The sequence below is a fragment of the Micromonospora sp. CNZ297 genome (assembly GCF_007827625.1).
Map to the genome: position 1 here is coordinate 169630 of NZ_VISU01000010.1, position 23180 is coordinate 192809.

The 23180-nt window shown below is 73.0% G+C and carries 27 protein-coding genes, 1 tRNA gene and 1 pseudogene; 8 read left to right on the top strand and 21 right to left on the bottom strand.

The genetic code is table 11. The features are described from left to right. The first annotated feature begins 63 nt into the window (after positions 1-63). Positions 64-759: a proteasome protein gene (locus FB454_RS19365; RefSeq protein WP_047890747.1), complete on the top strand. Its 696-nt coding sequence runs from the start codon at positions 64-66 to the stop codon at positions 757-759. An 81-nt stretch (positions 760-840) separates the two neighbouring features. Here FB454_RS19365 and FB454_RS19370 read toward each other — a convergent pair whose 3' ends face one another. The 7 genes from FB454_RS19370 to FB454_RS19400 all read right to left on the bottom strand — a co-directional run bounded on the left by FB454_RS19370 (position 841) and on the right by FB454_RS19400 (position 8983). After that, a complete protein-coding gene (locus FB454_RS19370; protein ID WP_235437318.1) occupies positions 841-1566 on the bottom strand; it encodes an RICIN domain-containing protein in 726 nt (241 codons plus the stop codon). 963 nt (positions 1567-2529) lie between these two features. After that, a tRNA-Ala gene (locus tag FB454_RS19375) sits at positions 2530-2603 on the bottom strand. Positions 2604-2783: 180 nt separating this feature from the next. Further along, positions 2784-3566 (bottom strand): divisome protein SepX/GlpR, encoded by a 783-nt coding sequence (gene sepX / locus FB454_RS19380; RefSeq protein ID WP_186461620.1) that lies wholly within the window; start codon positions 3564-3566, stop codon positions 2784-2786. Between the two features lie 168 nt (positions 3567-3734). Then, entirely contained in the window at positions 3735-4376 is a 642-nt protein-coding gene (locus FB454_RS19385) for a GNAT family N-acetyltransferase (RefSeq protein WP_145754486.1), read from the bottom strand. A gap of 108 nt (positions 4377-4484) precedes the next feature. Further along, positions 4485-5798 carry a molybdopterin molybdotransferase MoeA gene (locus FB454_RS19390; protein WP_013283915.1) on the bottom strand — a complete coding sequence of 438 codons (1314 nt, stop codon included), beginning with the start codon at positions 5796-5798 and terminating at the stop codon, positions 4485-4487. Then, positions 5795-6784, bottom strand: a complete 990-nt coding sequence (locus FB454_RS19395; protein ID WP_013283914.1) for a UTP--glucose-1-phosphate uridylyltransferase — start codon at positions 6782-6784, stop codon at positions 5795-5797. Before FB454_RS19395 ends, FB454_RS19390 begins: the two co-directional genes overlap by 4 nt. A gap of 9 nt (positions 6785-6793) precedes the next feature. After that, on the bottom strand, positions 6794-8983 hold the full coding sequence (locus FB454_RS19400) for a sensor domain-containing diguanylate cyclase (RefSeq protein WP_186461621.1): 2190 nt from the start codon (positions 8981-8983) through the stop codon (positions 6794-6796). Positions 8984-9065: 82 nt separating this feature from the next. Between FB454_RS19400 and FB454_RS19405 the strand changes: the two genes are divergently transcribed. Both FB454_RS19405 and FB454_RS35450 read left to right on the top strand, forming a co-directional pair. Then, positions 9066-9713 (top strand): 5-formyltetrahydrofolate cyclo-ligase, encoded by a 648-nt coding sequence (locus FB454_RS19405; protein ID WP_145823267.1) that lies wholly within the window; start codon positions 9066-9068, stop codon positions 9711-9713. Positions 9714-9776: 63 nt separating this feature from the next. After that, positions 9777-9917: pseudogene (locus tag FB454_RS35450) on the top strand (FmdB family zinc ribbon protein); the annotation flags it as partial. Between the two features lie 14 nt (positions 9918-9931). Here the strand turns inward: FB454_RS35450 and FB454_RS35455 are convergent. After that, positions 9932-10132: a hypothetical protein gene (locus FB454_RS35455; protein ID WP_486485434.1), complete on the bottom strand. Its 201-nt coding sequence runs from the start codon at positions 10130-10132 to the stop codon at positions 9932-9934. Between the two features lie 366 nt (positions 10133-10498). On the opposite strand from FB454_RS35455, the gene FB454_RS19415 reads away from it, so the two are divergent. Beyond that, the gene (locus FB454_RS19415; RefSeq protein ID WP_013283910.1) at positions 10499-10975 is read left to right on the top strand and encodes a hypothetical protein; all 477 of its coding nucleotides are present in this window, start codon (positions 10499-10501) and stop codon (positions 10973-10975) included. Positions 10976-10980: 5 nt separating this feature from the next. Here the strand turns inward: FB454_RS19415 and FB454_RS34915 are convergent, their stop codons facing one another. After that, on the bottom strand, positions 10981-11157 hold the full coding sequence (locus tag FB454_RS34915) for a hypothetical protein (protein WP_174361685.1): 177 nt from the start codon (positions 11155-11157) through the stop codon (positions 10981-10983). Positions 11158-11343: 186 nt separating this feature from the next. On the opposite strand from FB454_RS34915, the gene FB454_RS19425 reads away from it, so the two are divergent. Further along, positions 11344-11898: a hypothetical protein gene (locus FB454_RS19425; RefSeq protein ID WP_176921703.1), complete on the top strand. Its 555-nt coding sequence runs from the start codon at positions 11344-11346 to the stop codon at positions 11896-11898. Positions 11899-11908: 10 nt separating this feature from the next. On the opposite strand, the gene FB454_RS19430 is transcribed toward FB454_RS19425, so the two are convergent. Further along, a complete protein-coding gene (locus FB454_RS19430; RefSeq protein WP_030273618.1) occupies positions 11909-12391 on the bottom strand; it encodes a DUF2231 domain-containing protein in 483 nt (160 codons plus the stop codon). Positions 12392-12552: 161 nt separating this feature from the next. On the opposite strand from FB454_RS19430, the gene FB454_RS19435 reads away from it, so the two are divergent. Together FB454_RS19435 and FB454_RS19440 are read left to right on the top strand one after the other, a co-directional pair. Continuing rightward, positions 12553-12981 (top strand): Fur family transcriptional regulator, encoded by a 429-nt coding sequence (locus FB454_RS19435; protein WP_013473912.1) that lies wholly within the window; start codon positions 12553-12555, stop codon positions 12979-12981. 80 nt (positions 12982-13061) lie between these two features. Then, a complete protein-coding gene (locus tag FB454_RS19440; RefSeq protein ID WP_071096899.1) occupies positions 13062-13913 on the top strand; it encodes an oxygenase MpaB family protein in 852 nt (283 codons plus the stop codon). Positions 13914-13926: 13 nt separating this feature from the next. Here FB454_RS19440 and FB454_RS19445 read toward each other — a convergent pair whose 3' ends face one another. The 11 genes from FB454_RS19445 to FB454_RS19490 all read right to left on the bottom strand — a co-directional run bounded on the left by FB454_RS19445 (position 13927) and on the right by FB454_RS19490 (position 22167). Next, complete coding sequence (locus FB454_RS19445; RefSeq protein ID WP_255368351.1) at positions 13927-14760, bottom strand: RecB family exonuclease; 834 nt, start codon at positions 14758-14760, stop codon at positions 13927-13929. A 124-nt stretch (positions 14761-14884) separates the two neighbouring features. Beyond that, positions 14885-15499, bottom strand: a complete 615-nt coding sequence (locus FB454_RS19450) for a MarC family protein (protein ID WP_013283903.1) — start codon at positions 15497-15499, stop codon at positions 14885-14887. A 31-nt stretch (positions 15500-15530) separates the two neighbouring features. Next, the gene (locus FB454_RS19455; RefSeq protein ID WP_071096902.1) at positions 15531-16397 is read right to left on the bottom strand and encodes a PHP domain-containing protein; all 867 of its coding nucleotides are present in this window, start codon (positions 16395-16397) and stop codon (positions 15531-15533) included. Positions 16398-16407: 10 nt separating this feature from the next. Beyond that, positions 16408-17625 carry a hypothetical protein gene (locus FB454_RS19460; protein WP_244879718.1) on the bottom strand — a complete coding sequence of 406 codons (1218 nt, stop codon included), beginning with the start codon at positions 17623-17625 and terminating at the stop codon, positions 16408-16410. A gap of 56 nt (positions 17626-17681) precedes the next feature. Then, complete coding sequence (locus FB454_RS19465; RefSeq protein ID WP_030273628.1) at positions 17682-18389, bottom strand: SigE family RNA polymerase sigma factor; 708 nt, start codon at positions 18387-18389, stop codon at positions 17682-17684. Between the two features lie 93 nt (positions 18390-18482). Beyond that, positions 18483-19334, bottom strand: a complete 852-nt coding sequence (locus tag FB454_RS19470) for a PH domain-containing protein (protein WP_091330263.1) — start codon at positions 19332-19334, stop codon at positions 18483-18485. 6 nt (positions 19335-19340) lie between these two features. Next, complete coding sequence (locus FB454_RS34920; RefSeq protein ID WP_013283898.1) at positions 19341-19499, bottom strand: hypothetical protein; 159 nt, start codon at positions 19497-19499, stop codon at positions 19341-19343. Between the two features lie 118 nt (positions 19500-19617). Beyond that, a complete protein-coding gene (locus tag FB454_RS19475; protein ID WP_316250298.1) occupies positions 19618-20316 on the bottom strand; it encodes a DUF6758 family protein in 699 nt (232 codons plus the stop codon). 90 nt (positions 20317-20406) lie between these two features. Further along, positions 20407-21030, bottom strand: a complete 624-nt coding sequence (locus FB454_RS19480) for a TrmH family RNA methyltransferase (protein WP_013283896.1) — start codon at positions 21028-21030, stop codon at positions 20407-20409. Positions 21031-21064: 34 nt separating this feature from the next. Then, positions 21065-21556 carry a hypothetical protein gene (locus tag FB454_RS19485; RefSeq protein ID WP_013473904.1) on the bottom strand — a complete coding sequence of 164 codons (492 nt, stop codon included), beginning with the start codon at positions 21554-21556 and terminating at the stop codon, positions 21065-21067. A 95-nt stretch (positions 21557-21651) separates the two neighbouring features. Next, on the bottom strand, positions 21652-22167 hold the full coding sequence (locus FB454_RS19490; protein ID WP_013283894.1) for a MaoC family dehydratase: 516 nt from the start codon (positions 22165-22167) through the stop codon (positions 21652-21654). 547 nt (positions 22168-22714) lie between these two features. Between FB454_RS19490 and trxA the strand changes: the two genes are divergently transcribed. Next, entirely contained in the window at positions 22715-23077 is a 363-nt protein-coding gene (gene trxA, locus FB454_RS19495) for a thioredoxin (protein WP_013283893.1), read from the top strand. Positions 23078-23180 lie beyond the last annotated feature (103 nt).

Here is a 23180-nt window from a genome sequence, read left to right on the forward strand (position 1 = left end):
TGTAGGCAGGCGGGATGGCGGGTACGTCGCGCCCTACCCCTTACCCCTGCTCAGGAGGACGCTATGACCGTCGTACTCGCCGTTGTCTGCAAAGACGGGGTGGTGATCGGCGCCGACTCCCAGATCACCGAGAGCGACCGCGGTCTGAGCTTCCCCGCCCAGAAGCTGCACCCGCTGGGCGACTGCGCCGCCTGGGGCGGCAGCGGTGCGCGGGGGGTACTCAACGACCTGCGCCCCCTCCTCCAGGACTCGGCCACCGCCATCCTCGAAGCACCCGACATCGGCGACGAGTTGCAGGAGCGCGTCCTGCCCGTCTTCAAGAAGCACTACGAGAACTACATCCCGGACGTACCGGGCGAGGGCGCCGGCGGCGGGGTGTCGGCGTACCTGCTCGCGGCCGGCTTCAGCCAGGGCGGCCCGTGGATCGTGGAGATCAACCCCAACGGACTCATCGGCCGCTACGAGGACGTGGGCTTCCACGCCATCGGCTCCGGCGCGCCCATGGCCCAGCAGGCCGGCGCGCTGCTGTCCCACTTCCGGATGACCACGCGCACCGTCGAGTACGGCGTGGTGGGCGTGGTACGGGTGCTGGAGGCTCTGGAGCGGACCTCGCCGTCGGTCGGCGGGCCCTTCAGCGTCGCGTGCATCCGCGAGGAGGGCGCCCACCACCTCGACGAGAAGGAGATCACCAAGGCGCTGAAGGACGCCGAGCGCTGGCGCGATCTCGAACAGAAGGCGCTCGACGGCCTGTTCGACTGACGCCGGGGCGTGCGAGCAAACCGTCATCCGCGCGGAGGAGCCCGGACAACAGTCCGGGCTCCTCCGGTCAATGCGGTGTCGTCAGGCAGGGATCGCGGTGAGGTACCAGAGCTGCCCGGTCACGTTCTGGCACTTGTCGGTGAACGCCGCACCCTTCAGGACGGACGTCGGCGCGAATCGGTTACCTTCCAGGCATTCGCCTTCCTTCTCCCGGAACTTCGTCTGCAGCCGGAAGAGGTTGTCTCCGGCCTTGACCAGCTTCCACTGCTGTCCGGTGACCTCGCGGCACGTGTCCAGGAACGCGGCGCCGCCGAGGACCTTCCCGGCGATCTGGTTGCCTTCGAGGCACTTCTCCCCGCCGAGGAACTTCGTCCGCAGCGTGTAGTAGCCGTCGGGGCGCTTGGTGAGACTCCAGGCCTGCCCGTCAACGTCCTTGCAGGTGTTCTGGAACGCGGCGCCGGCGAGGGTTGAGTTGCCGTCGACGCGGTTGCCTTCCAGGCACTCGTTCTCACCGCGGAACACGGTCTTGAGCTTGTAGTATCCCCCCGCCGAGGCTGGGGCCTGGGCCGCCGGCTGCGCCGCGACATCCACCGTCTTCACGGCAGCGGCGTCTGAACCGTCCACCGGCTTCTCGTTGATGGACGTGTCGACCGCCACCGCGGGCGCGGACGCGGCGGCGGATGCAGAGGCGGATGCCACGCTCGTCGGCGTGGCCGACTCGGACGCAGACGGGCTTGACTCACTGTCCTGCTCGCATCCCGCCGCGGCCATGGCCAGAACCGCCAAGACCACCACAGACTTTCGCATGTTTTTCACTGTCGTTCCCATCAAAGACGATTTTCGATACAATCAGCACGCCTGCAATTGCCGCAATTCATCTGGCCAATCACACGGAACGCTGGTGCCGCAACGGTACGGGCGCTCCTGGCAGCCACAACAGGTCGAGCGGGTGGCAAAATCGCGCCTGTTCGGGGCGGCCCGACTGGTTTGTCGGCTCATTGTGGGGCGCTGGCCGACGACGCCCGGATCCCCCGGTCGGCCGGAACTCTAAACGCGATTAACAATAAGGAAGTCAGGAGTGCCGATCGAATCCCGGGGGCCATTGCCGACAAACTGGATATCCCAAGCATCGGCAACAAGTCATAACATTTTCTTGAATGGCGAAGACTTCCGGTTGTCGCCGTCTCGGACGCTAATGCTCGGCAACAAACGCCCTCATAAACACCGCAAAGGGCGAGCGGCGACGCCGCCGAGCAGGTGGCCCAACCGACCTGGAAGACGGCTCGAGACGGCGCCGGGCACCTGACATCCGGCGCGCTGTTCGCCTGCTGGTCGGTGGCGGGACACAGCAGGTTTCGGGTCCTTCACCCTCGCGGTCGCCCTTGACCCGCCCGACTACTGTCGCAGCGGCTGTTCCTGTCGTGTCGGCGTTGACCACTCGGACGTCTATCTCAACAGCTTCATGAGTGTGTCAGGGACTCGTGACGGGTCTTCTCGTAGGCGTCGGGGCTGACGTTACCCAGACGGCCGTGCCGGCGCCGTGGGCCGCAGAAGCCTTCGATGGAAGAGAAGACGACCGTTTCCAGTTCGTGCCGTCACGGCCAGGCGCGGGTGTAGACCAGTTCGGTCGTGAGGGTGGCGAAGACCGTCTCGGCCATGGCGTGTCGCACCGCCGCGGGTGAGCGCCCACCTCACGATGCGCCCAAGCCACTTGCTGCAGAAGATCAGAAAAGGCCGTCCCCCACCACGGGAGACGGCCTTTGAACTGGGTGGAGCTGAGGGGATTTGAACCCCTGACCCCCTCGATGCGAACGAGGTGCGCTACCGGTCTGCGCCACAGCCCCTCCGCCGGCGAACCAGCGTCGGTCCCACCCGGCTTTCACCGGGCGGGCCGACAACAAGGCTAACAGGTCGCGCCCCCACGACGCGAACCGCCCCGCCGCCCCGTAGATCTTGGAAGGAAAAGGCCCTCGGAGGGGCCCAAACCCTCCAAGATCGCCACCAGCAAGGCGCCGGCACGGCGGTCAGGCGCCTCGGCCGGACTGGTAGGGGCGTCCGCGCAGGCCGCCCGCACGCCGGTAGGACACCGAACCGCCGCTCGCCGCCGGTGGCAGGTCCGCGGGACGGTCCAGCCCCATCGCCGTACGCCGGACCGCCTCGCGCTGGGCGGCCAGCCGACGCTGCGCCTCCCGGCGAGCCGCCGCGCGCCGGGCCTGCTCGCGGCGCACCTCGGCCTGGCGGGCGGCCAGCCAGGCCGCCTCGCGGGCGTCCGCGCGCCGCCGCCGGCGCTCGGCCAGGGCACGCTGCCGCAGGTGTACGACGTACGCCACGAGCAGTGTGCCGGTGACCGAGACGCTGATCCAGAACCCGGGTCCGACGAGTACCACGCCGCCCAGCTCGACCAGGTTGAGCAGCAGCAGCGCGGCCAGCACCCGGCGCCGGCGGTAGATCGCCGGGGTGTGCCGTCGCCGGGGCGGGTGCCGTCGGCGGGACTGGGCCGGCACCGCGGAGACGGGCCGGAGTCGCCCGGAGCGTCGGCGCAGTGGCGGTGCGGAGACCGGACGAGCAAGACTGCCCGTGTCGGAGTCTTCACTGAGGGTCACGACGAGGGAGCGCGGCGGGTGCAGCGGTCGCCGCCCGGGCACGGTGCGCCGTCGACGCTGGCGCTGGAGCACCCGCGCCGTCGACTGCGCCCGCTCCGCCACCAGCCGCTCGGTGGCGTCGTACCGGCGGACCAGCGCCGGAGCGAGGGCGAGCAGACCGGCGGCGGCGAGGACGGCGAGGAGCACCGACGTGGGCACCCTCACCCCTCCCGTCACCAAAGTTCTCCGGCGAGCGCCGCCGCCGCAACTTCTTCCGTCTACCGTCGTTTACGGCGCACTTCGTGCGGGCGGGCAGCGCTTGCCACAGCTTGCAGTTACTTGAGGTTACGGGCCGCCGACCCGGTTCACAGTGCGCCGCGCCGGGCGTTCGCCTCAGCGGCGGTTGTCACGTACGCGGTGCCACCGCGCCAGCAAGCCGCCCTCGGCTACTACTTCCTCGCCCGTCATCGCGTATCCGATGTGGTCGCGCCACGCGCCGTCGATGTGCATGTAGCGCACGTGATAGGCCTCCTCGCGGAAGCCGAGCTTCTCCACCACCCGCCGGGACGGCATGTTCTCCGGCCGGATGTTCACCTCGATCCGGTGCAGGCCGCCCGGCCCGAACGCGTGGTCCACGGCGAGCGCGACAGCGGTCGGGATCACGCCGCGACCGGCCACCCTGGAGTCGACCCAGTAGCCCACGTACCCGGAGCAGAACGCCCGCCGCACGATGCTGCCGATGTTGACGTGGCCGACCAGCCGCTCCTGCCCGTCCTCGCGCAGGCAGACCGCGAACGGCATGCCCTCACCGGTACGCGCGGACTTGCGCTGGTCGGCGTGCACCAGGCGGAACGCGGCGGGCGAGTTCGTCTCGTACCAGCCGCCGGGCACATGCGACTCCCACGGCGCCAGCCACTCCCGGTTCGCGCGCCGGATCTCCGACCAGGCGGTGGCGTCCGAACGCCGGTACGGCCGCAGCACCACCGGACCGTCCACCAGCACCGCCGGCCACCCCGGCGCCCGCCGGAACCTCACGGAGTTGGCCTTTCGCTCGCGACTGCGGGGCTCGCAAGCTCACTCCTCGCGCTCACCGAGCTTGCCTTTCGCTCGCGACTGCGGGGCTCGCAAGCTCACTCCTCGCGCTCACCGGCGCCGGTCCAACAGGAGCACATCCACGGTAGACCCCGCAGCGGCGGTGGTGACCCGCTCGCCGAGCACCAGCAGGCCGTTCGCCTCGGCCAGGCCGGAGAGCGTGTACGGGCCACCGGCGAGCGGCTGCACGGTGTACCCGCCACCGCGCCGCTCGGCCACGTGCGCGGGCCGGAACTCGCGCAGCCCCACCGGGGACGAGACCGTCTCCAGCAGGTGCGCGCGGACGCTCGGCCGGAACACCGGCTCGGCCCCGGCCAGCAGCTGGATGGCCGGGCGGGCCAGCACCTCGAAGCCGATCAGCGCCGCGCCGGGCTCACCGGGAAGACACACCACCGGCACCTCCTCGGCGCCGACCGTACCGAACCCGAGAGCCGTTCCGGGATAGAGGGCCACCTCTGTGAAGGCGACCGGCCCGGCGCGCCCGCCGTCGCGGCGGGACAGGATGCGGCGGACCATGTCGCCGGGACCGGTGCCGGTGCCGCCGGTGGTGATGATCAGGTCGGCGCGCAGCGTCTGGTCCTCCAGCAGGCCGCGCAGCGCCTCCGGGTCGTCGTCGCAGATCCCCACCCGGTACGCGAGCGCGCCCGCCTCCGCCGCCGCCGCGGTCAGCGCGTGCGAGTTGGTGTCCACCACCTGGCCGGGCTGGCTGCCCCGGCCCACGTCCACCAGCTCGTCGCCGGTGGCCACGATGACCACGCGCGGGCTGGGCCGCACCACCACGTGCCCGATGCCGGTGGCGGCGAACACCGCGACCAGGGCCGGTGAGACGTACGCCCCGGCGCGGGCGAGCAGCGTGCCGGCGACCAGTTCCTCCCCGGCGCGGCGCAGGCCGTACCCCCGTTTGGGGGCGCGGAAGATCTCGACGGCGGCCATGCCCTGGTCGGTCCACTCCACCGGGACGACCACGTCCGCGCCGATCGGCAGCGGCGCGCCCGCCGCGACCGAGAAGCAGGCGCCGGGGGTGAGCCGCACCGGTCGCCAGCTCGCCGCGCCCAGGTCACCCACCACGTTGAGGCGGATGCTGCGGCCGCCGGGCATACCGGAGGGGGCCGGGACGTAGCCCGGCCCCCGACTCCCACCGGAGATGTCCTCCCAGCGCGCGGCGTACCCGTCCACCGCCGCCTGGTCGAAGGCGGGGTACGAGTGCGGGGCGACCACGTCCTCGGCGAGCACGTTGCCGTACGCCTGGGTCAGGTCGAGGTCGAGTGGAGGCAGCGCGCGTAACCTGCGCAGCACACTGCCCAGGTAGTCGGCGAGCGGCGTCAACTCGTTCGCGGCCGCCTCGGCGTCGGCCGTCGCTGTCATGTATCGGCACCGCCGGACGCGTCGCGGATGCCGTTGAGGACCGCGGCGGTGACCGTCTCGTCACCGTTGTTGACGAACTCGGTCAGCCACTTGCGGAACTCGGCGCCCAGGTCCTCCCGCTCGGCGGCGATCTGCACCACGGTCTGGAGGTAGCCGAGCGGCATGCCGGTGTCGTAGCGGGTGCCCCGGTAGACGATGGCGTGCACCGGCACCCCCTCGGTACGCAGCAGCTCCATCGCGTCGGTCAGCTGGATCTCGCCGCCGCTGCCCGGTCGGGTACGCCGGATCGCGTCGAAGATCTTCCCGGGGAGCACGTACCGGCCGAGGACGGCGAGGTTGCTGGGGGCGTCCTCCGGGCTGGGCTTCTCCACCATGCCGGTGACCTTGACGACCTCGGCGATGTCGGAGTATTCCGACTCGGCCGGCTCGACCGACGCGATGCCGTAGCGGCTGGTCTCGGCCGGGTCGACCTCGAAGAACGCGAGCACCACGCCGCCGGTGCGGGCCTGGAGTTCCAGCATGGCCGGCAGCAGCGGCTCGGAGGGCTTGACGAACTCGTCGCCGAGCAGCACCGCGAAGGGCGCGTCGCCGACGTGCGACTCGGCGTACCCGACCGCGTGACCGAGGCCGAGCTGTTCCGGCTGGCGGACCGTGTAGATCGCTGCGAGTTCCTCGGTGCGCTTGACCTCGGCCAGCAGCTCGGGCTTCTTGGCGAGCCGTTCCTCCAGGTCGGGCCGGCGGTCGAAGTGGTCCACCATCGAGGTCTTGCCGCGACCGGTGATCAGCAGGATGTCGTCGATGCCGGCCTGCGCGGCCTCCTCGACGATGTACTGCAGCACCGGCCGGTCGACGACCGGCAGCAGTTCCTTGGGAACCGCCTTGGTGGCCGGCAGGAACCGGGTGGCCAGGCCGGCGGCCGGGATCACGGCCTTGACCGCGCGGGAGCGACCGGGGGCCGCTGAGGGGTTCGCTGAGTGCTCCGACATGTCGCGAGACTATCGGCCACGGCTCTGCCGCGGCGGGTGAGGACCGGAAGACGCGCCGCCCTGGACGGTGCCCGCCGGGTCCGCCGCGCCGGCTCGGGGCAGCCCGTCCGGCGGGCTGACCCCGGCGGCCACCACCGGGATCTCCTGGGTGGGCACCGGATCGGGCGCCGGGGCGAGCCGGTAGCCGTCGCGTCCGGCGGCCTTGGCCGCGTACAACGCGTCGTCGGCGGCGTCGAGCACCTGCTGGCCGCCGGCGGCATGGTCCGGGTAGACGGCGATGCCGATGGAGACGGTCACCGGCACCCGCACCGGCTCGTCGCCGCTCCCCTCGACGGCCACCGGCTGGTCGCGTACCACCGCGCCGAGCCGCTCGGCGACGATCGTGGCGCCCCGGGCGTCGGTTTCCGGCAGCAGCACCACGAACTCCTCGCCGCCCTGCCGGAACGCCAGGTCCACCTCGCGGATCACGCCGCGTACCCGGCGGGCGAACTCGACCAGGACGGCGTCCCCGGCGGCGTGCCCCCAGGTGTCGTTGACGTTCTTGAACCGGTCCAGGTCGAGCGCGAGCACGCTGAGCATGCGGCCGAACCGGTTCGCCCGCTCCACCTCCCGGCGGATCGACTCACGCAGGTAGCGGTAGTTCCACAGGCCGGTGAGCGGGTCGGTGAGGGAGAGCCGTTGCGCCTCCTCGTGCACCCGGACGTTCTCCACCGCGACCGCCGCGTGCCCGGCGAACGTCCGCAGCGTCACCACGTCGTCGTCGTGGAACTCGTGCCCGCCGAGCCGGTCGTAGAGCACGAGCACGCCGAGCGCCGCACAGGCCGAGCCGGGCGGGTCGCCGTCGGCGGGCGGGTGGCCGGGCCGGTCCGGGCCGCGCGGCTCGGCGGTGCCGGGGGTGGCGAACGGCACCGCCACGTACGTCTCGCAGGACGGCTCCCCGGTCGGCGTGTCCGGCGACGCCCACCGTCCGCGCAGCGGTTCGCCGGTGGCGGCCACCGCGCCGAGCACCCCGGAGCCGACCGGCACCCGCAGCGTCGCCGGGTCGGCCGGGTCGCCCGTGGGCCAGCGCCCGGTCAGACCCTCCACGCACCGGCCGACGAGGACGCCGTCGCCGTCGACCAGCAGCACCGCGCCGGCCCGGGCGCCGGTGGCGGCGATCGCGCTGTCCAGGATCACCCGCAGGATGCGTTGCAGGTCGTGCGTGCTGGCGAGCGTGTCGCCGAGCACCGCCAGGTGGTTGCGAAGCTGGTCGCGGCTGCTGGTCAGCGCCGTCACATAGGTGCCGGTCTCCCGGGTCATCCGGTTGAACGCGCTCGCCAGCCGCCCGATCTCGTCGCGGCTGCGCACCGGCACCCGGGCGCTCAGGTCGCCGCGCGCCACCCGGTCCACCGCGCCGGCCAGCTCACCGAGCGGCCGGGTGGTCACCCGGGCCAGCCGCCAGGCCGCGAGCACTGCGAGCAGTGCGGCGAGCGCGACGGCGGCGATCAGCGCCCCGTACAGGCCGGGCGCACGTTCCCCCGGCACCGACAGCACCAGTGGCAGCGGCTGACCGGGAGACGGACCGACCCGCCGCACGTACCGGCCGTCGCCGGTCCCGGTCACCCGGTTCCCGTCCGCCTGGCCGGCGGCGGCCAGCACCGCTGCGCGTACCCCCTGGTCCTCGGTCGTGTGGGTGATGCCGCCGGGGTCGTCGAGGAGGGTGACCCCGACGCCGGTCACGGCGGCGAGCCGCGCCACGAAGGCCCGGTCGACGGGCTGGGCGGCGGCGACCGCGCCCAGGTCGGTGCCGGCCGGGTCGCGGAGCCCGACCTGGGCGGAGAGCGCCCCGACGGGGGTGGCGGGCGTGCCGGCGCAGTCCTGCCAGCGCCCGGCCGGCCCGCCCGCCGTGGCGTAGGTGGTGCGGCCGGCGTCGTCGGCGATCCGCACGGCGGCGGCCAGGCCCCGGGCGACCACCTGGTCGGCCGTGCGCGACCGGCCGACCGGGTCGCCGACCAGCGCGACCGCGTCGGCCGCCGCGCGTAGTTGCTGGCAGAGTGCGTCGATCGAGGTACGGACACCGGCCGCGGCCAGGCCCAGCCGCTCGGTGGCGCGGCTGTGGTCGACGGCGCTGAGCGTGGCCCCGACGAAGAACGCGCCGAGCAGGACGGGGCCGAGGACCACCGCGAGGAAAGCCGCCGTCAACCGCCCGCGTAGCGTCAATCTTCCCCCCGGAAGTTCCGCTCCCTTGGTGCGATGCTGACACAGAGCGACCATTAGGCAAGCGTTGCGTCAGGAGTGTTGCGTGCCGGAATTTTCGGATGAAGCGCACGATGCGAAGCGGGAGATGCGCATCGCGCTACTCGCCGCGCGCCGGTCGCTGTCCGCGGCCGACCGCGCGGTGGCGGCGGCCGCCGTCCAGGCCGAGCTGGTGACGTTGGTACGCCGGCTGCGACCGGCCAGGATGAGCGCGTACGTGCCGGTCGCCTCCGAGCCCGGCGGACACGACCTGCCGGACGTGCTGCGCGCCGCGCTGCCGCCCGACGCCGAACTGCTGCTGCCGGTGCTGCGCGAGGACCTGGACCTGGACTGGGCCCCGTACACCGGTCCGGAGTCGTTGCGCGCCGCCGGCCGGGGTCTGCGCGAGCCGACCGCACCGCCCCGGGGGCGGGCCGCGGTGGCCGGAGCCGCCCTGGTCGTGGTGCCGGCGGTGGCGGTGGACCGCCGGGGCATTCGGCTGGGCCGGGGCGGCGGCTCGTACGACCGCGCGCTGGCCCGGGTGCCCGCCACAGTGCCGACCGTGGCGCTGCTGCACGACGGCGAGCTGGTCGAGGCGGTGCCCGCCCTGCCGCACGACCGCCCGGTGCACTGTGTGATCACTCCGGCGGACGGGCTGGTGGCGGTCCCGGGTGTGGGCCCGGGCGCTTCCGCTGGACGAACCCGGGGGTCATGACGCACCATTGGCACTCGAAGACCACGAGTGCCAACAGGCCGTGCCGAAGATCCGGAGGAGAACGTGCCCACGTACCAGTACGCCTGCACCGCGTGCGGCCACCAGCTCGAGGCGGTGCAGTCCTTCTCGGACGACCCGCTGACCGAGTGCCCGGCGTGTGAGGGGCGGCTGCGAAAGCTCTTCAACTCGGTAGGCATCGTGTTCAAGGGCTCCGGCTTCTACCGTACGGACTCCCGTCCGTCCAGCTCCGACAACGGCGCCTCGACGAGCAAGCCGGCCAAGTCCGAGTCGTCCTCGTCCTCGTCGTCCTCCTCGTCCGGGTCGCCTTCCTCATCCGGTTCGTCTTCTTCGTCCGGTTCCGGGTCGACGGCGAGCAAGGCACCGGCGGCGTCCAGCTCGTCCTGACCCGCTGCTCGCACGCGACACGTGGCCGTTCCCGCTCGGGGGCGGCCACGTTCCGTTCGCGGCGGATGCTCGCCGGCTCGGCGAGGTTGCTGCTCGGCCGGTGGCGGATGCTCGCCGGCTCGGCGAGGCTGCTGCATCGGCCGGTGGCGGATGCTCGCCACCTCGGCGAGGTTGCTGCATCCGCCAGCCCGGAAGCAGCAACCTCCCCGAGCTGGCGGTTCCGGCCGTACCGGACGTCCGCTGGTGACGGCGGGCCTCCCCGGGGAGCGGTTTTCCACAAGCCGGCGGGTTATCCACAGGGGCGGGCGGTGGGGCGGCGGGAGCCGGGAGGCCGGGCCTAGCCTGCGGGTCGGACGGTTGACCGGCGGCGGGAGGCAGCGGTGGCGGATGGCGAGGCGACGTTGCGTCCGGTCCGCTGGCGCGGGCTGCCCCGGCGCCGGACGCTGCTGCGGGTGACGCTCGTCGCGGTGCTGCTCGGCCTGGCCGCTGCGGTGCTCCGGACGCCGCCGTCCTGCCCACCACCCCGCGTCCTGCCGGCCGCCTCGGCGACGGCGTCGCCGTCCGGCGGCACCCCCGCCCTGCCGGCCGGTGCGGTCGGCGTGCCGATCCGGCTGGCCGAGCCGGCCGCGCTCGCGGTGCTGCGCCCGGGTGCCCGCGTCGACCTGCTCGTCGTGCCGGCCGGCGGTTCGCCCGACCCGACGCTGCTAGCTCCGCGCGCGCTGGTGCTCGACGTGGTCGGCGCCACCGGCGCGGTCGACGGCTCCTCTGCGCTCTACCTGGCGCTGCCGCCGGAGCAGGCCAGGCGGGCGGTCGGGTTGCCGGAGGGCAGTCGATTCGCCGTGGTGGTACGCGGCTGACGCGATCAGCCCCAGTGCGGGGGGCGTTCGGCGAGCAGCCAGTCGTCGTTGCCGCCGGGGCGCTCGCCCCAGCCGCGGTCGGTGTCGTCGCTGGTCTGCTCGGGCAGCACCACGAAGTCGTCGCTGAGGTCGACCACGCGGTCGTCGTCGTCGCGCGGTGTCCGGATGGCGGGGTCGGTCACGAGCAGCAACGATACCGCCGAACGGGGCACCGGCTCGATCCCCGGGACCGGCCGGATCGTCCCGAGCCCGGCCGTACCGTGCCGGGAGCCGTCGGAACGCCACACACCGGGCGCGACGGGCCGGGGTGGCGGTGATCGACGCGTCGGGCGGCCGACCGGCCCGGGGCGTTGGTAGCGTCGGACGGCGTGACGACGCCGAGCGGTGGCAGCCCCGACGACGAGACCTGGCGACGCCCGGACCAACCGGCGCCCGCCGCGGAGAACGCCCCCGGGGCGGTCCCCCGGGACGGCGCGGACAACGCGGACGCCCACCCGGCCGGTCCCGGATCTCGGCCGGGTGACGCCAATAACGCCGACGGCGCCCATGAACCGGACCGCACCGCCGAACCGGCCGGGACCGCCAGCCCGTGGTCACGCGAGGCGGCCACCGACAGCCCGTGGGCCCGGCCGGAGGCGGCGGGCGGCTGGACGGTGGCCGGCGGCGCGTGGCCGGGGTCGCCCGCTGGTGGCCCACCGCCCTCGGGGTACGCGGGACCGCCGCCGAGCACGCCTCCGCCGCCCGGCTGGCGGCCACCGGTACACGTGCAGCCGTCACCGCCCCGACGGCTCCCGCCGCAGGACATGGCCGCGATGGACCAGGCGGAGCAGCGCGCGCAGCGGCTCACCTACGGCATCGGGGCAGCCGTCGCAGTGGTGCTGGTGCTGCTCACCTGCCTGCTCTGCTCGCGGGTGCTGTTCTGAGCCGTACCGGTCAGACGACGCCGTCCCAGACCATCTTGGCGCCGCTGTCCCCGGTCAGGTAGACGTACACGATCGCGAAGACCGCGAGCACCGCCACCACGACGGTGAGCACGATCGGGAGCCAGCGGGGCAGGTTCCGGCCCGCGACGAGGCGGCTCGTCGACAGCACGAGCAGCAGCGCCACGACGCCGAGCCCGAGCGCGAACCAGAACAGCGTGTCGCCGTACTCGGCGTGCTCGTGGATCTGCTGGAGCCGGTCCGGCGGATAGCCCTTCGCGCGCAGGGCCTCCTCCAGTTCCTCGCCGGACTCGGTCGCCACCCAGGCGACGATCGGGGTGACCACGGCGAGTGCCGCGACCGCCCAGCCGAGGCGGGGCCGCCAGCGGGGCAGCACCCCGTACGCGACGGCGAGCAGTGCCAGCAGCGGCACCAGCACCACCGCCGCGTGGATGACGAGCACGTGGACGGGCAGACCGTTGATTTCCCTGAACACCGACACCTCCGGCGAGTGGGTGGTTTGGCGCGCTCAGCGTACGGCGTGACGCCGTCTTCTTCGATACACGCGGGCGCGGCGGTGCCGGTTCACCTGTGGCCCCGACCACGGGTGAACAACGCTCGCTTGTCGGCCCGCCTGAGCCGTGCTGTCATGGATCCATGTCCACAGGCGAGGAGCTGCTCCGGTCGAGGGGCCTACGGGTCACCCGGCCGCGTCTCGCCGTGCTGGACGTGCTCTCCGCCGGCGGTCACCTGGAGGTCGACGAGATCACCCGGCGGGTCCGCCGGCGGATCGACTCGGTCTCCACCCAGGCCGTCTACGACGTCCTCGGCGCCCTGTCCCGGGCCGGGCTGTCCCGCCGGATCGAGCCGGCCGGCAGTCCCGCGCGGTACGAGGCCCGGGTCGGCGACAACCACCACCACGTGGTGTGCCGGGGCTGCGGGGAGATCGCCGACGTGGACTGCGCGGTCGGCAGCGCCCCCTGCCTGGACCCGAACGTGGCGCACGGCTTCGAGCTGGACGAGGCGGAAGTGACCTTCTGGGGCCTCTGCCCTACCTGCCAGTCCCGCCGCTCCGCCGACGACTGACCGCCGCACCGACGACCGCCGCACGTCGACTGGCCGCCGCACCGAGGACGGCCGACGACGGCGCGTGGCACTCTTGATCGGTGGACACCGAAGACCTCGGCCTCTTCGGTCCGGGATCGGTCACGTGGAAGGTGCACGAGGAACCGATCCTGATCGTCGCCGGCCTGCGCTCGCTCTACCTCCAGGCGCTGCACCCCCGCGCGATGGCCGGCGTCGCCCAGAACAGCAACTACCGCACCGACGCCTGGGGGCGGCTGGTCCGCACGGCGACGTACGTGGGAACGACGATCTACGGCACCACCGCCGAGGCGGAGGCGGCCGGGCGACGGCTGCGTACGCGGCACGCCCGGATGCGCGCCACCGACCCGTTCACCGGTGAGGAGTTCCGCGTCGACGATCCGGAGCTGCTGCGCTGGGTGCACGTCACCGAGGTCGAGTCGTTCGTGAGCACCGCCCGGCGGTCCGGGCTGGCGCTCACCGACGACGAGGTGGACGGCTACTACACCGAGCAGCGCCGGTCGGCGGCCCTGGTCGGGCTGGACCCGGACGACGTGCCGGGTACCGCCGCCGAGGTGGCCGACTACTACCGGGACGTACGCCCGCAGTTGCGGATGACCCGGGAGGCGGCCGAGACCGCGGTGTTCCTGACCGCGCCGCCGATCCCGTGGAAGCTCAGCCTGCCGGCGCGGGTCGGCCTGAACCTGGGTCCGCCGCGCTGGGCGTACTTCGGGATCGCCGCCACCGCGCTGGGGATGCTGCCGCCGTGGGCGTTGCGGCTCTACGGCGGGCTGGGCCTGCCCACCACCGCCCTGTCGGCGGACCTGAGCGCGCGGGCGCTGCGGCTGGCGCTGGCCGCGGTGCCCCGGCGCTACCGGGAGGGCCCGTTGCAGCAGGCCGCCAAGGAACGCGCCGCCCGCCTGGCCGCGGCCTGACGGCGACCCGCGTTCACTCCGGGTCGGCGAACCGCTCGACGGCGGACCAGGGCTCCTTGCCGGGGGTCTGCGCGCCGGTCGGGCACGTACGCCGGTAGTCGCACCAGCCGCACCGCGGGCCCGGCTCGGTGGGGAACGCCGCGTCGGGGTCGGCGCCGTCGGCCACCGCGCGCTCGGCGGCCATGATGTCGCGGGCGGTGTCCTCGGCGCGGGTGAGCTGCCGGTTCAGGGACTCCGGCGTGTGCTCGTGCGCGGCGACGGTGCCGGTCGGCAGGTGGTGCAGCTCGACCCGGCGGCACGGCTTGCGGAACACCCGCTCGGCCGCGTACGCGTAGAGCGCGAGCGCCTGCGAGCCGCGCGCGTCGTCGGCGTCGAGCCCGGTGCGGCCGGTCTTGTAGTCGACGATGACCAGCTCGGGCCGCCCGTCCGGGCCGGGACGCGAGTCGATCCGGTCGGTGCGGCCGTTGAACGCGAGCACCGCGGTCTTGACCGCGACCACCCGTTCCACGCCGAGCGGCTCGTCGGCCGGGTCGAGGCCCGCCACGTAGCTCTCCAGCCAGGTCAGCGCCCGCCGGAAGGCGTCGCGCTCCTGCTCGTCGTCGCGATAGCCCTCGCGGACCCAGGTGCCCTTGAGCAGCGTGCCGAGCACCTCGGGGCGGCGGCGGTCGGGGGCCAGCACGTACCAGTTCTTCAGCGCGGTGTGGACGCTCGCGCCGAGCGAGTTGTGCGCCCACGGCGGGCCCTTGGGCGGCGCGGGCCGGTCCACGTAGGCGTAGCGGTAGCGGCGGGGACAGTCCGCGTACGCGCCGAGCTTGCTCGGTGTGCAGACGAACAGGCGTTCCGGCATGCCCTCGAAGCCGAGCTGCTCGGACTGCTCGGCGCGGGGTCGGGGAGCCTTGGAGCCGCTGGCTGCTGACTGTCGTCGCACCCGGAGAATCCTGCCATCCGGGTACGACAGCGGACGGACCCGCTCAGGCGTTGTTGAGGTACTGGGTCACGAACGCGGCGATCGCGTCGGCGATGAGCTGCACCGCGATGGCGGCCAGCAGCAGACCGGCGATCCGGGTCAGCACCTCGATGCCGCCGGGGCGCAGCACCTTGACGATCCCCCCGGAGAAGCGCAGCACCACCCAGACGGTGACCATCACCGCGACGATGGCGAGCCCGATGGCGAGGTAGTCGACGGCGCCGCCGGCCTGCTGCACGAACAGCATGGTCGCCACGATGGCGCCCGGCCCGGCCAGCAGCGGGGTGCCGAGCGGCACCAGCGCGATGTTGGAGGTGACCTGGTTGCTCGGGTCGTCCGCCTTGCCGGTCAGCAACTCCAGCGCGACCAGGATCAGCAGCAGGCCGCCCGCCGCCTGGAGGGCGGGCAGGTCGACGTGCAGGTACGCCAGGATCGTCTGCCCCGCCACCGCGAAGATCACGATGACCCCGAGCGCCAGCGCCACGGCCTGCCAGGCGGCCCGGTTGCGGTCGCGCGCGGGCAGCGGCCCGGTCAGCGCGAGGAAGATGGGCATCATTCCGGGCGGGTCAACGATCACCAGCAGGGTCACGAAGACCTCGCCGAAGAGCTTGAGATCCACGCGGACACGGTAGCCGTGCCGTCGGATCGCTTCAGCTCGAAGCGACAGGGGTCACCCCGCGGGCCTGCGCGACGATCCGCTCGTACGCCTCGGGGTCGGTGGTGTGCGCGCCGAGCCGGACCGTCTTGTGCGTGCCGTGGAAGTCGGACGAGCCGGTGACCAGCAGTCCCAGGTCGGCGGCGAGCCCGCGGACGTGCGCGCGCTCGGCCGGGTCGTGGTCCTCGTGGTCGGCCTCCAGCCCGGCCAGGCCGGCCGCCGCCAGGTCCGCGATCAGCTCGTCCGGCACGATCCGGCCGCGCCTGCTGGCCCTCGGGTGGGCGAAGACGGGCACGCCACCGGCCGCCCGCACCAGCGCCACCGCCTGGAACACCTCGATGTCGTCCTTCGGCAGCCGGTACCGCTCGCCGAGCCAGTCCGGCCCGAACGCCTCGGTGGTGGTGGTGACCAGACCGGCCCGGATCAGCGCCTGCGCGATGTGCGGGCGGCCGACGGTGCCGCCGCCCGCGCCGGCCAGGATCTCCGTCCAGCTCACCGGGATGCCGTCGGCCTGGAGCAGCCGGACGATGCGCTCGCCGCGTTCCTCGCGGGCCCGGCGGACCCGGGCCAGTTCCGCGGCCAGGTGCGGCTCGGCCGGGTCGAACAGGTACGCGAGCAGGTGCAGCGGGATCGCCGGTTCGGCGCCGAACCACCGGCAGGAGATCTCCGCGCCGCGGATCAGGGTGAGGCCGGGCGGCAGGGCGGCGACGGCGGGCGCCCAGCCCGCGGTGGTGTCGTGGTCGGTGAGTGCCACCACGTCGAGCCCGGCCTCGGCGGCGGCCCGGACCAGTTCGGCGGGCGTCAGGGTGCCGTCGCTGGCGGTGGAGTGGGTATGCAGGTCGATGCGGGCGGGGACGCTCACCCGCCCGACGCTACGCCCCGTCCGGCACCGTGGGGACGTCGGCCACCACCACCGGGCGGTCCTCCGGCGCCAGCCCTTCGACCTTCGAGGCCGTGGGCCGGTCACCGGCCAGCACCCGCTCGGGCTTGACCCGGACCAGCCCGCCGCTCGCGTCCACGTGCAGCGCCACGCCGCCCCGGGTCCAGGCCACGCCGCCGGCCAGCACCGGGCCGGCCGGGTGGGTGACCGGGCTGGCCGGGTCGGCCAGGTCCACCAGGAGGGCGGTGCGCGACGTGCCGTTCGCGAGCAGCCACCGGCCGTCGAAGGAGACGGCGCCGAGTCCGTCGGTAGCCAGCTTCAGGCCGCATCCGGTACGCACCGGGGCGAGGTCCCGGGCCGGGTCGAGCAGGGCCAGGCAGAGCTGCTGATCCCGGCCGGCGGCGACCAGGCCGACCACCCGGCCGTCGGGCCGGGTGCCGTAGACGGTGCGGACGGCCGGGTTCACCGGGCCCGGCTGTCCGCCCAGCGCGCGGTTCCAGACGCTCATCCCGCCGTCGCCGGGCTGCCGGATCAGCACGGTGTCGCCGGCGAAGCCGACCGGCACGGCGCCCTCCGGCGCGGCGATCCGGACCGGCGCGATGAGCTGGCCGGCGACCACACCGGCGGCGATCACGTCCGTGCCGTCCCGCCAGGCGACCTGGCGGCCGTCCGGGGAGATCGCCACCGCGTCCGCGGCTGCGAGCATGACCTGCGGCGCGGCGCCACCGACCGGCACCCACCAGAGGGTACGGCCGGCGACGGTGGCCGCCGAGGTGAGCAGCCAGCCCTCCTGCTCGTGGATCCGCTGCGCCCGTTCGACGCCGCTCACACCGGTCAGCTGCCGCCGTTCACCGCCGCTGGTGTCCAGCCGGTCACCGACGAGCAGGTCGAGTTCGGCGCGGACCGGCCCGAAGCGGGTGACCGAGGACGGCCCGGAGGGCGACGGGGACGGGAAGAGGACGGGCGGGTCGCCGAGCACCACTGTGGGCGTGCCGCCGTCGCCGCCGGGCGCGCTGAACTGGGCCACCCCGGTGGTGACGACAACGGTGGCGACCCCGGCCAGGGCCAGGCCGGTGAGCGTGCGCCGCCGGCCCGTGCGCCGCGCCCGGCGCAGGATCTCCCCGGCCGGGTCGGCGGGCAGCGGGCGGGACGTCTCGACGCGGCGGGACAGGGTCTCCCGCAGCGCCCGCTCCAGCTCGTCGTCGCTCACGGGGAATGGACGCTCCGGGCTGCCCGTCCGGTTGTCACCGTGCTGCCGGGTGCCGCTCATCGGCTCTTCGCCGCGATCGGGACGGCGGGGCGGACCGGAGCCGCGGGTGGGGCTGGTCGCGGCACCCGGGCGGCGGGCTGCCGCGCCGGGATACGGGTCGGCTCGGCGCCCCGGGCCGGCGGGACGGATCGGCCGGCTGCGGCGGGCGAGGCAGGCGGGGTCGCGGCTGGCGCGTCGGCCGGCGTGGGCAGGCTCAGGGCCGCCTCGGAGCCGAGCCGGCGGCGCAGCGTGTTCAGCGCACGGGAGGTCTGGCTCTTGACCGTGCCCGGGGAGATCTCCAGCAGCGCGGCTGTCTGCGCCTCGGACATGTCCTCGTAGAAGCGCAGCACCAGCACGGCGCGCTGCCGGGCCGGCAGCGCCTGGAGGTGCCGCCAGAGCGCGTCCCGGTCGAGTTGCTGCTCGATCTCGTCGACGCCGGCGCGCTCCGGCAGCACCTCGGTGGGGCGCTCGCCGTGCCAGCGGCGCCGCCACCAGCTGGTGGACGTGTTGACCATGACCCGGCGGGCGTACGGCTCGATGGCGTCGATCCCGCCGAGCCGCTTCCAGGCGAGGTAGGTCTTGGTCAGCGCGGTCTGGAGCAGATCCTCGGCGGTGGCCCAGTCACCGGCGAGCAGGTACGCGGTGCGCAGCAGTGCGCCGGACCGGGCCGCGACGAACTCGCGGAACTCCTCCTCCAGCGGATCTCTGCTCACCACCACACTCATCTCCCCCCGTCCTGCCTGGCAGAATGCCACGGCCTGCCCGGTCGGGTCGATGGCGGAAGGTGTGCAGTTCATCCGATGTTCGGACGAAAAGTTTCAGGCTCCGTCGTCGGCCTTGGCCTCGTCGGCTTCCTTGCCCAGCCGCGCCTCGACCGCCTGCGGCTCGTACATCTCCTCGACCACGCGCAGGTAGAGCTCGTTCGGGTTGGGCAGGTTCTTGATCACTCGGAGTGCCTGTTCCTGACCGGCGGACTCCAGCACGAACGTGCCGTAGTTGAGGGCGCGGCCGGTCGGGCTCTGCTCGTACTTCATGTCGGTGACCCGGGTGAGCGGCATCATCGCGACCTGCCGGGTGATGATCCCGTTGACCACCATCACCCGCTTGTTGGTCAGGATGAACCGGTCGTACCACCAGTCGGCGACCTTCCAGGCCACCCAGCCCATCACGGCGAACCAGAGCAGCACGGCGACGGTGGTCAACGCGCCGACGTCCCGCCCGGCGAGGAAGCCGGAGAGGTAGCCGAGCACGAACGTGGCCGCCACGCCGACGATGATCGGGGTGGTGAGGTGGATCCAGTGCCGCTTCCACTCGCCCCGGTAGCGCTCGGTGGGGAAGAGGTAACGCGCCACGAGCGAGCTGGGCTCGTCCTCCAGCGGCAGCACCCGGCGGGGTGCCATGCCGGAGGCGTCGGACCGCAGCCCGGCCAGCTCGTCCTCGGAGATCGGCTGGTCCGGGAAGCCGTCCGGGTCACGCGCCCAGGCCCGGCCGGACCGCCCCTCACCGGTGTAGGCGCTGCCGTAACCGGCGTCGTCCGCGTCCGCGTACGGGCCGGGGCCGTAACCGGCCGGGTCGTCCGGGTCGATCCGGGGGATCGGCTCGGTGTCGCGCTCCCGGCGTGCCCGGTCGGGGTCGTCCGGGTCGAAGGGTGGACCGGAGGGGCTTCCCATGGGCGGCTAGGCGACGAGGTTGGTGAAGAAGTCGCCGAAGCCCTGCGCGATGTCCATGATGCCGCCGCCGAGAGACTTGAAGACGTCGGCGGCGGAGTTGGGCCGGTACGCAACAAAGAAGATCAAGAATGCGATGCCGGCCCAGGTGAGGACCTTCTTGACCATAGCGGGCCATCCTCTCGCGCGGCGCCGGGTCCGTTTACCGCAGCGGCACCCAGAGTATCAGCATGGTGTCTTACCGTGAATATCTGCGTCCGCTCTCCGACTAGCCGTGGCAAGCCGGTCAGGCCCGCCCGTGCAGGTACGGAGATGGTGCGCCGTACACGAGTTCGGGCGGTGTCCACTCGGTGAGGTCGTGCAGCACGACTTCTTCCGCGAGGAGGTGACCCGCACTCGCCGGCCAGGCTATCGCATGGAGCCACATTCCCCGAGCCTCGCCGGCGTACGCGCTTCGATCCGTTTCGGAGCGAACGAGCCACAGTGGAGTCGGATGGCCGCCCACCCGGATCTTCGCGTGCGGCAGGCGCTCGGGATGACCAGGGCCGGGATCGGTGAGCGCCTCCTCCACCTGTGGGCCGGGGTCGGGTCCGGGCAGTCCCGCGAAGCGGGAACCGAGACCGACGCCGGGTTCCTCGGCGACGAAGATCAGGTCGGCCGGGCCACCGTCCAGGGGGGCCGGACCGGCGCAGGCGACGAGCGTGGCCCGTACGCCCGCGCGGTCGTCGCCCGCCCACGCCACGCCGGTGAGCGTCCAGCCCGGCGGGAGCGGCCACGGGCACCACAGCGGCATCCGGAGCCGGCCTGCCGGGTCGGGGTCGGCGGCCATCCGCTCGACCACGCTGGCCATGATCTCGGCACTGATGTGCTCCGGCACGTGCAGCGGCGCGACCGGGCCGCAGCGCACGCACCGGTGCTCGGCGTGCATCAGATCCGGCTCGCGCACCGGGCCCGCGCACTTCGGACAACTCACCGCGACAGTCACACCCTCACCGTCACCCCGGACCCGCGAGGCGTCAAGCGGGGCGGGCCGACGAACGTGGGATTTCCGTCCGGCGGTGGACCCACGCGGCGTTCAGTCCGGCGGCGGCCCGGCGTACGACCGGATCCAGGCGTGCATGGCGATGCCGCTGGCCACGCCCGCGTTGATGGACCGGGTCGAGCCGTACTGGGCGATCGAGAACAGCGCCTCGCACGCCGACCGGGCCACCGCCGACAGACCGGGCCCCTCCTGGCCGAACAGGAGCACGCAGCGGCGCGGCAGCACCGCGGTCTCCATCGGCCGGGAGCCGGGCAGGTTGTCGATCCCGACCACAGGCAACCGCTCGTCGCGCGCCCACGCGACGAACTCCTCGATCGTCGGGTGGTGCCGGACGTGCTGGTAGCGGTCGGTCACCATGGCACCCCGCCGGTTCCACCGCCGCCGCCCGACGATGTGCACCTCGGCGGCGAGGAAGGCGTTGGCGTTGCGGACCACGGTGCCGATGTTGAAGTCGTGCTGCCAGTTCTCGATCGCCACGTGGAAGTCGTGCCGGCGCCGGTCCAGGTCGGCCACCACCGCCTCGCGCCGCCAGTAGCGGTAGCGGTCCACCACGTTGCGCCGGTCCCCGGCGGTGAGCAGCTCCGGGTCGTAGCGCGGGTCGTCCGGCGGGTCACCGGGCCACGGCCCCACACCCACGTCGAGCTGGTCGTCGGTCACGGTTGCCGAGGGTACGGCCCGACGGCGTCCCCGGTCAGCGCAGGTCGAGCGCGCCGCCCAGCCGGTCGAGGAAGCGTGTGTCGGCGGGGCTCGACGCAGTCTGCCCGGCCCGGCACACCCGGGCGGCGACCGACTCCACCCACTGCCGGTACGCCGCCGAGTCGGCCGGGTCGGCACGGCGGCGCAGCACCCGTACCGCGGCCCGGGCGGCGGCCAGCAGGTCGACCAGGTCGGTGAGGCGCTCGTCCCGCTCGGTGGTCCCGTCGTGGCGGGCGTAGATGGCGGCCACCACGGCGCGGACGAGATCGCTGTCGAAGGCCCGGCCGGCGGCCACCGCGTCCAGGCCGGCCAGACCGGCGGCGACGCCACGCGGCGGGCGCCCGGGTCCGGGTGAGGCGGCGGCGACGAGGACGCGGCCCGGCAGGTCGGTCAGCAGGTCCCACTCCGCCGCCGAGTAGGCGGCGGTGGTGAGCGGTGCGGCACGGCGACCGGCGGAAGGCGGCTCTCCGGCTACGGAGTGGCTCATGGGAACCTCCAGCCCGAGCATATGCCCCCGGACGAGGTCCGGGCCCCGTCCCCGCCGAACGGAGAACGAGGCCCGGTGGCCGGACGGACGCGAGGTCAGCGCGGCTCGGGGAAGCTGGGACGCTCCGGGTCGACGCCGTCCGGGACGGCGGCGGCCGCGTACTCCTTCTTGGGGACCATGACCTTGCGGCGGAACACACAGACGAGCGTGCCGTCCTGGTTGTAGCCGCGGGTCTCGACCGCGACCACGCCGCGGTCGGGCTTCGAGGCCGACTCCCGCTTGTCCAGCACCGTCGTCTCGCCGTAGATGGTGTCGCCGTGGAACGTCGGTGCGACGTGCCGCAGCGACTCGATCTCCAGGTTGGCGATCGCCTTGCCGCTGACGTCCGGCACGGACATGCCCAGCAGCAGCGAGTAGATGTAGTTGCCGACCACCACGTTGCGCTTGAACTGCGAGGCGGACTCGGCGTAGTGCGCGTCCATGTGCAGCGGGTGGTGGTTCATGGTGAGCAGGCAGAAGAGGTGGTCGTCGTACTCGGTGACCGTCTTGCCCGGCCAGTGCCGGTAGACCGCGCCGACCTCGAACTCCTCGTAGTAGCGGCCGAACTGCATCCTTGTCCCCTTCACGGGCGGCGATGGAGTTCGGCACAGCATGCCTTATCGCTTGTTAAGGCGAGGGGCGGGGCGCTCGCCCGGCGGAAATGTCACACCGGGGGCCACCGAGGTCCGGACGCAATGAGCGGCGGGGCCCTCCCCGGCACCCGCCGCCCACGCTCTGATGCGAAGAATTCTGCCGTACGACCACCCGTCGCCGACAGAGACGGAGGTCACATTTACCTTTTCGTAACACTACTCAAAGTAACCGACACGAGGTCGATAAGCGATCTCCGCAGGCCGGATAGATGCTCGTCAAGCCCGAAGTTACCGAGACGTAGCGGAAACTGAGAGTGATCTCCTTGGAAACGCTCCCATCACGTCCCGTCACGCAAGTGCGGCGTGCATTTGCGTTCCGCACGAACGGAGCCAACAGATGGTGTTCGATGTGCTCAGGGTCACCGTCCCGGCGCTCAGCGTTTCGTCACCCCCGCGGCGGGAATTCGGACGGACTGACCCTGGTTCCACCGGACGTACGACAATCCGCGGTGATCGGAGAGAGCAAATGGCAACGGTTGAGCTGACCACGGCCAACTTTGACGAGGTGACCGGGCGCGACGGGATCGTCCTGCTCGACTTCTGGGCGGACTGGTGCGGCCCGTGCAAGCGCTTCGCCCCGGTCTACGAGCGCTCCTCGGAGAAGCACCCGGACATCGCCTTCGGCAAGGTCGACACCGAGGCGCAGCAGGAGCTGGCGGCGAAGTTCAACATCAGCTCCATCCCGACGATCATGGCGATCCGTGACGGCGTGATCGTCTTCGCCCAGCCGGGCGCGCTGCCGGAGTCGGCGCTGGAGAACCTCATCGAGCAGGTCCAGGCGCTGGACATGGACGACGTCCGCAAGAAGCTGGCCGAGCACAACCACTGACGTTCCACACGCCGCCGGCCGGTGCCCTGCTTCGGGCGCCGGCCGGCGGCGTTTCCGTACCGCGGCGGGCTCGCTTGCGCTTTGTTCGAACACGTGTTCGAAT

What these genes read in the sequence shown, in the direction of transcription:
- FB454_RS19365 (WP_047890747.1), top strand. Translation starts at nt 64, where the DNA reads ATGACCGTCGTACTCGCCGTTGTCTGCAAAGACGGGGTGGTGATCGGC.
- FB454_RS19370 (WP_235437318.1), bottom strand. Translation starts at nt 1,566, where the DNA reads ATGCGAAAGTCTGTGGTGGTCTTGGCGGTTCTGGCCATGGCCGCGGCG.
- FB454_RS19390 (WP_013283915.1), bottom strand. Translation starts at nt 5,798, where the DNA reads ATGACAGCGACGGCCGACGCCGAGGCGGCCGCGAACGAGTTGACGCCG.
- FB454_RS19395 (WP_013283914.1), bottom strand. Translation starts at nt 6,784, where the DNA reads ATGTCGGAGCACTCAGCGAACCCCTCAGCGGCCCCCGGTCGCTCCCGC.
- FB454_RS19435 (WP_013473912.1), top strand. Translation starts at nt 12,553, where the DNA reads ATGTCCACAGGCGAGGAGCTGCTCCGGTCGAGGGGCCTACGGGTCACC.
- FB454_RS19445 (WP_255368351.1), bottom strand. Translation starts at nt 14,760, where the DNA reads ATGCCGGAACGCCTGTTCGTCTGCACACCGAGCAAGCTCGGCGCGTAC.
- FB454_RS19465 (WP_030273628.1), bottom strand. Translation starts at nt 18,389, where the DNA reads ATGAGTGTGGTGGTGAGCAGAGATCCGCTGGAGGAGGAGTTCCGCGAG.
- FB454_RS19470 (WP_091330263.1), bottom strand. Translation starts at nt 19,334, where the DNA reads ATGGGAAGCCCCTCCGGTCCACCCTTCGACCCGGACGACCCCGACCGG.
- FB454_RS34920 (WP_013283898.1), bottom strand. Translation starts at nt 19,499, where the DNA reads ATGGTCAAGAAGGTCCTCACCTGGGCCGGCATCGCATTCTTGATCTTC.
- FB454_RS19485 (WP_013473904.1), bottom strand. Translation starts at nt 21,556, where the DNA reads ATGAGCCACTCCGTAGCCGGAGAGCCGCCTTCCGCCGGTCGCCGTGCC.
- FB454_RS19490 (WP_013283894.1), bottom strand. Translation starts at nt 22,167, where the DNA reads ATGCAGTTCGGCCGCTACTACGAGGAGTTCGAGGTCGGCGCGGTCTAC.
- trxA (WP_013283893.1), top strand. Translation starts at nt 22,715, where the DNA reads ATGGCAACGGTTGAGCTGACCACGGCCAACTTTGACGAGGTGACCGGG.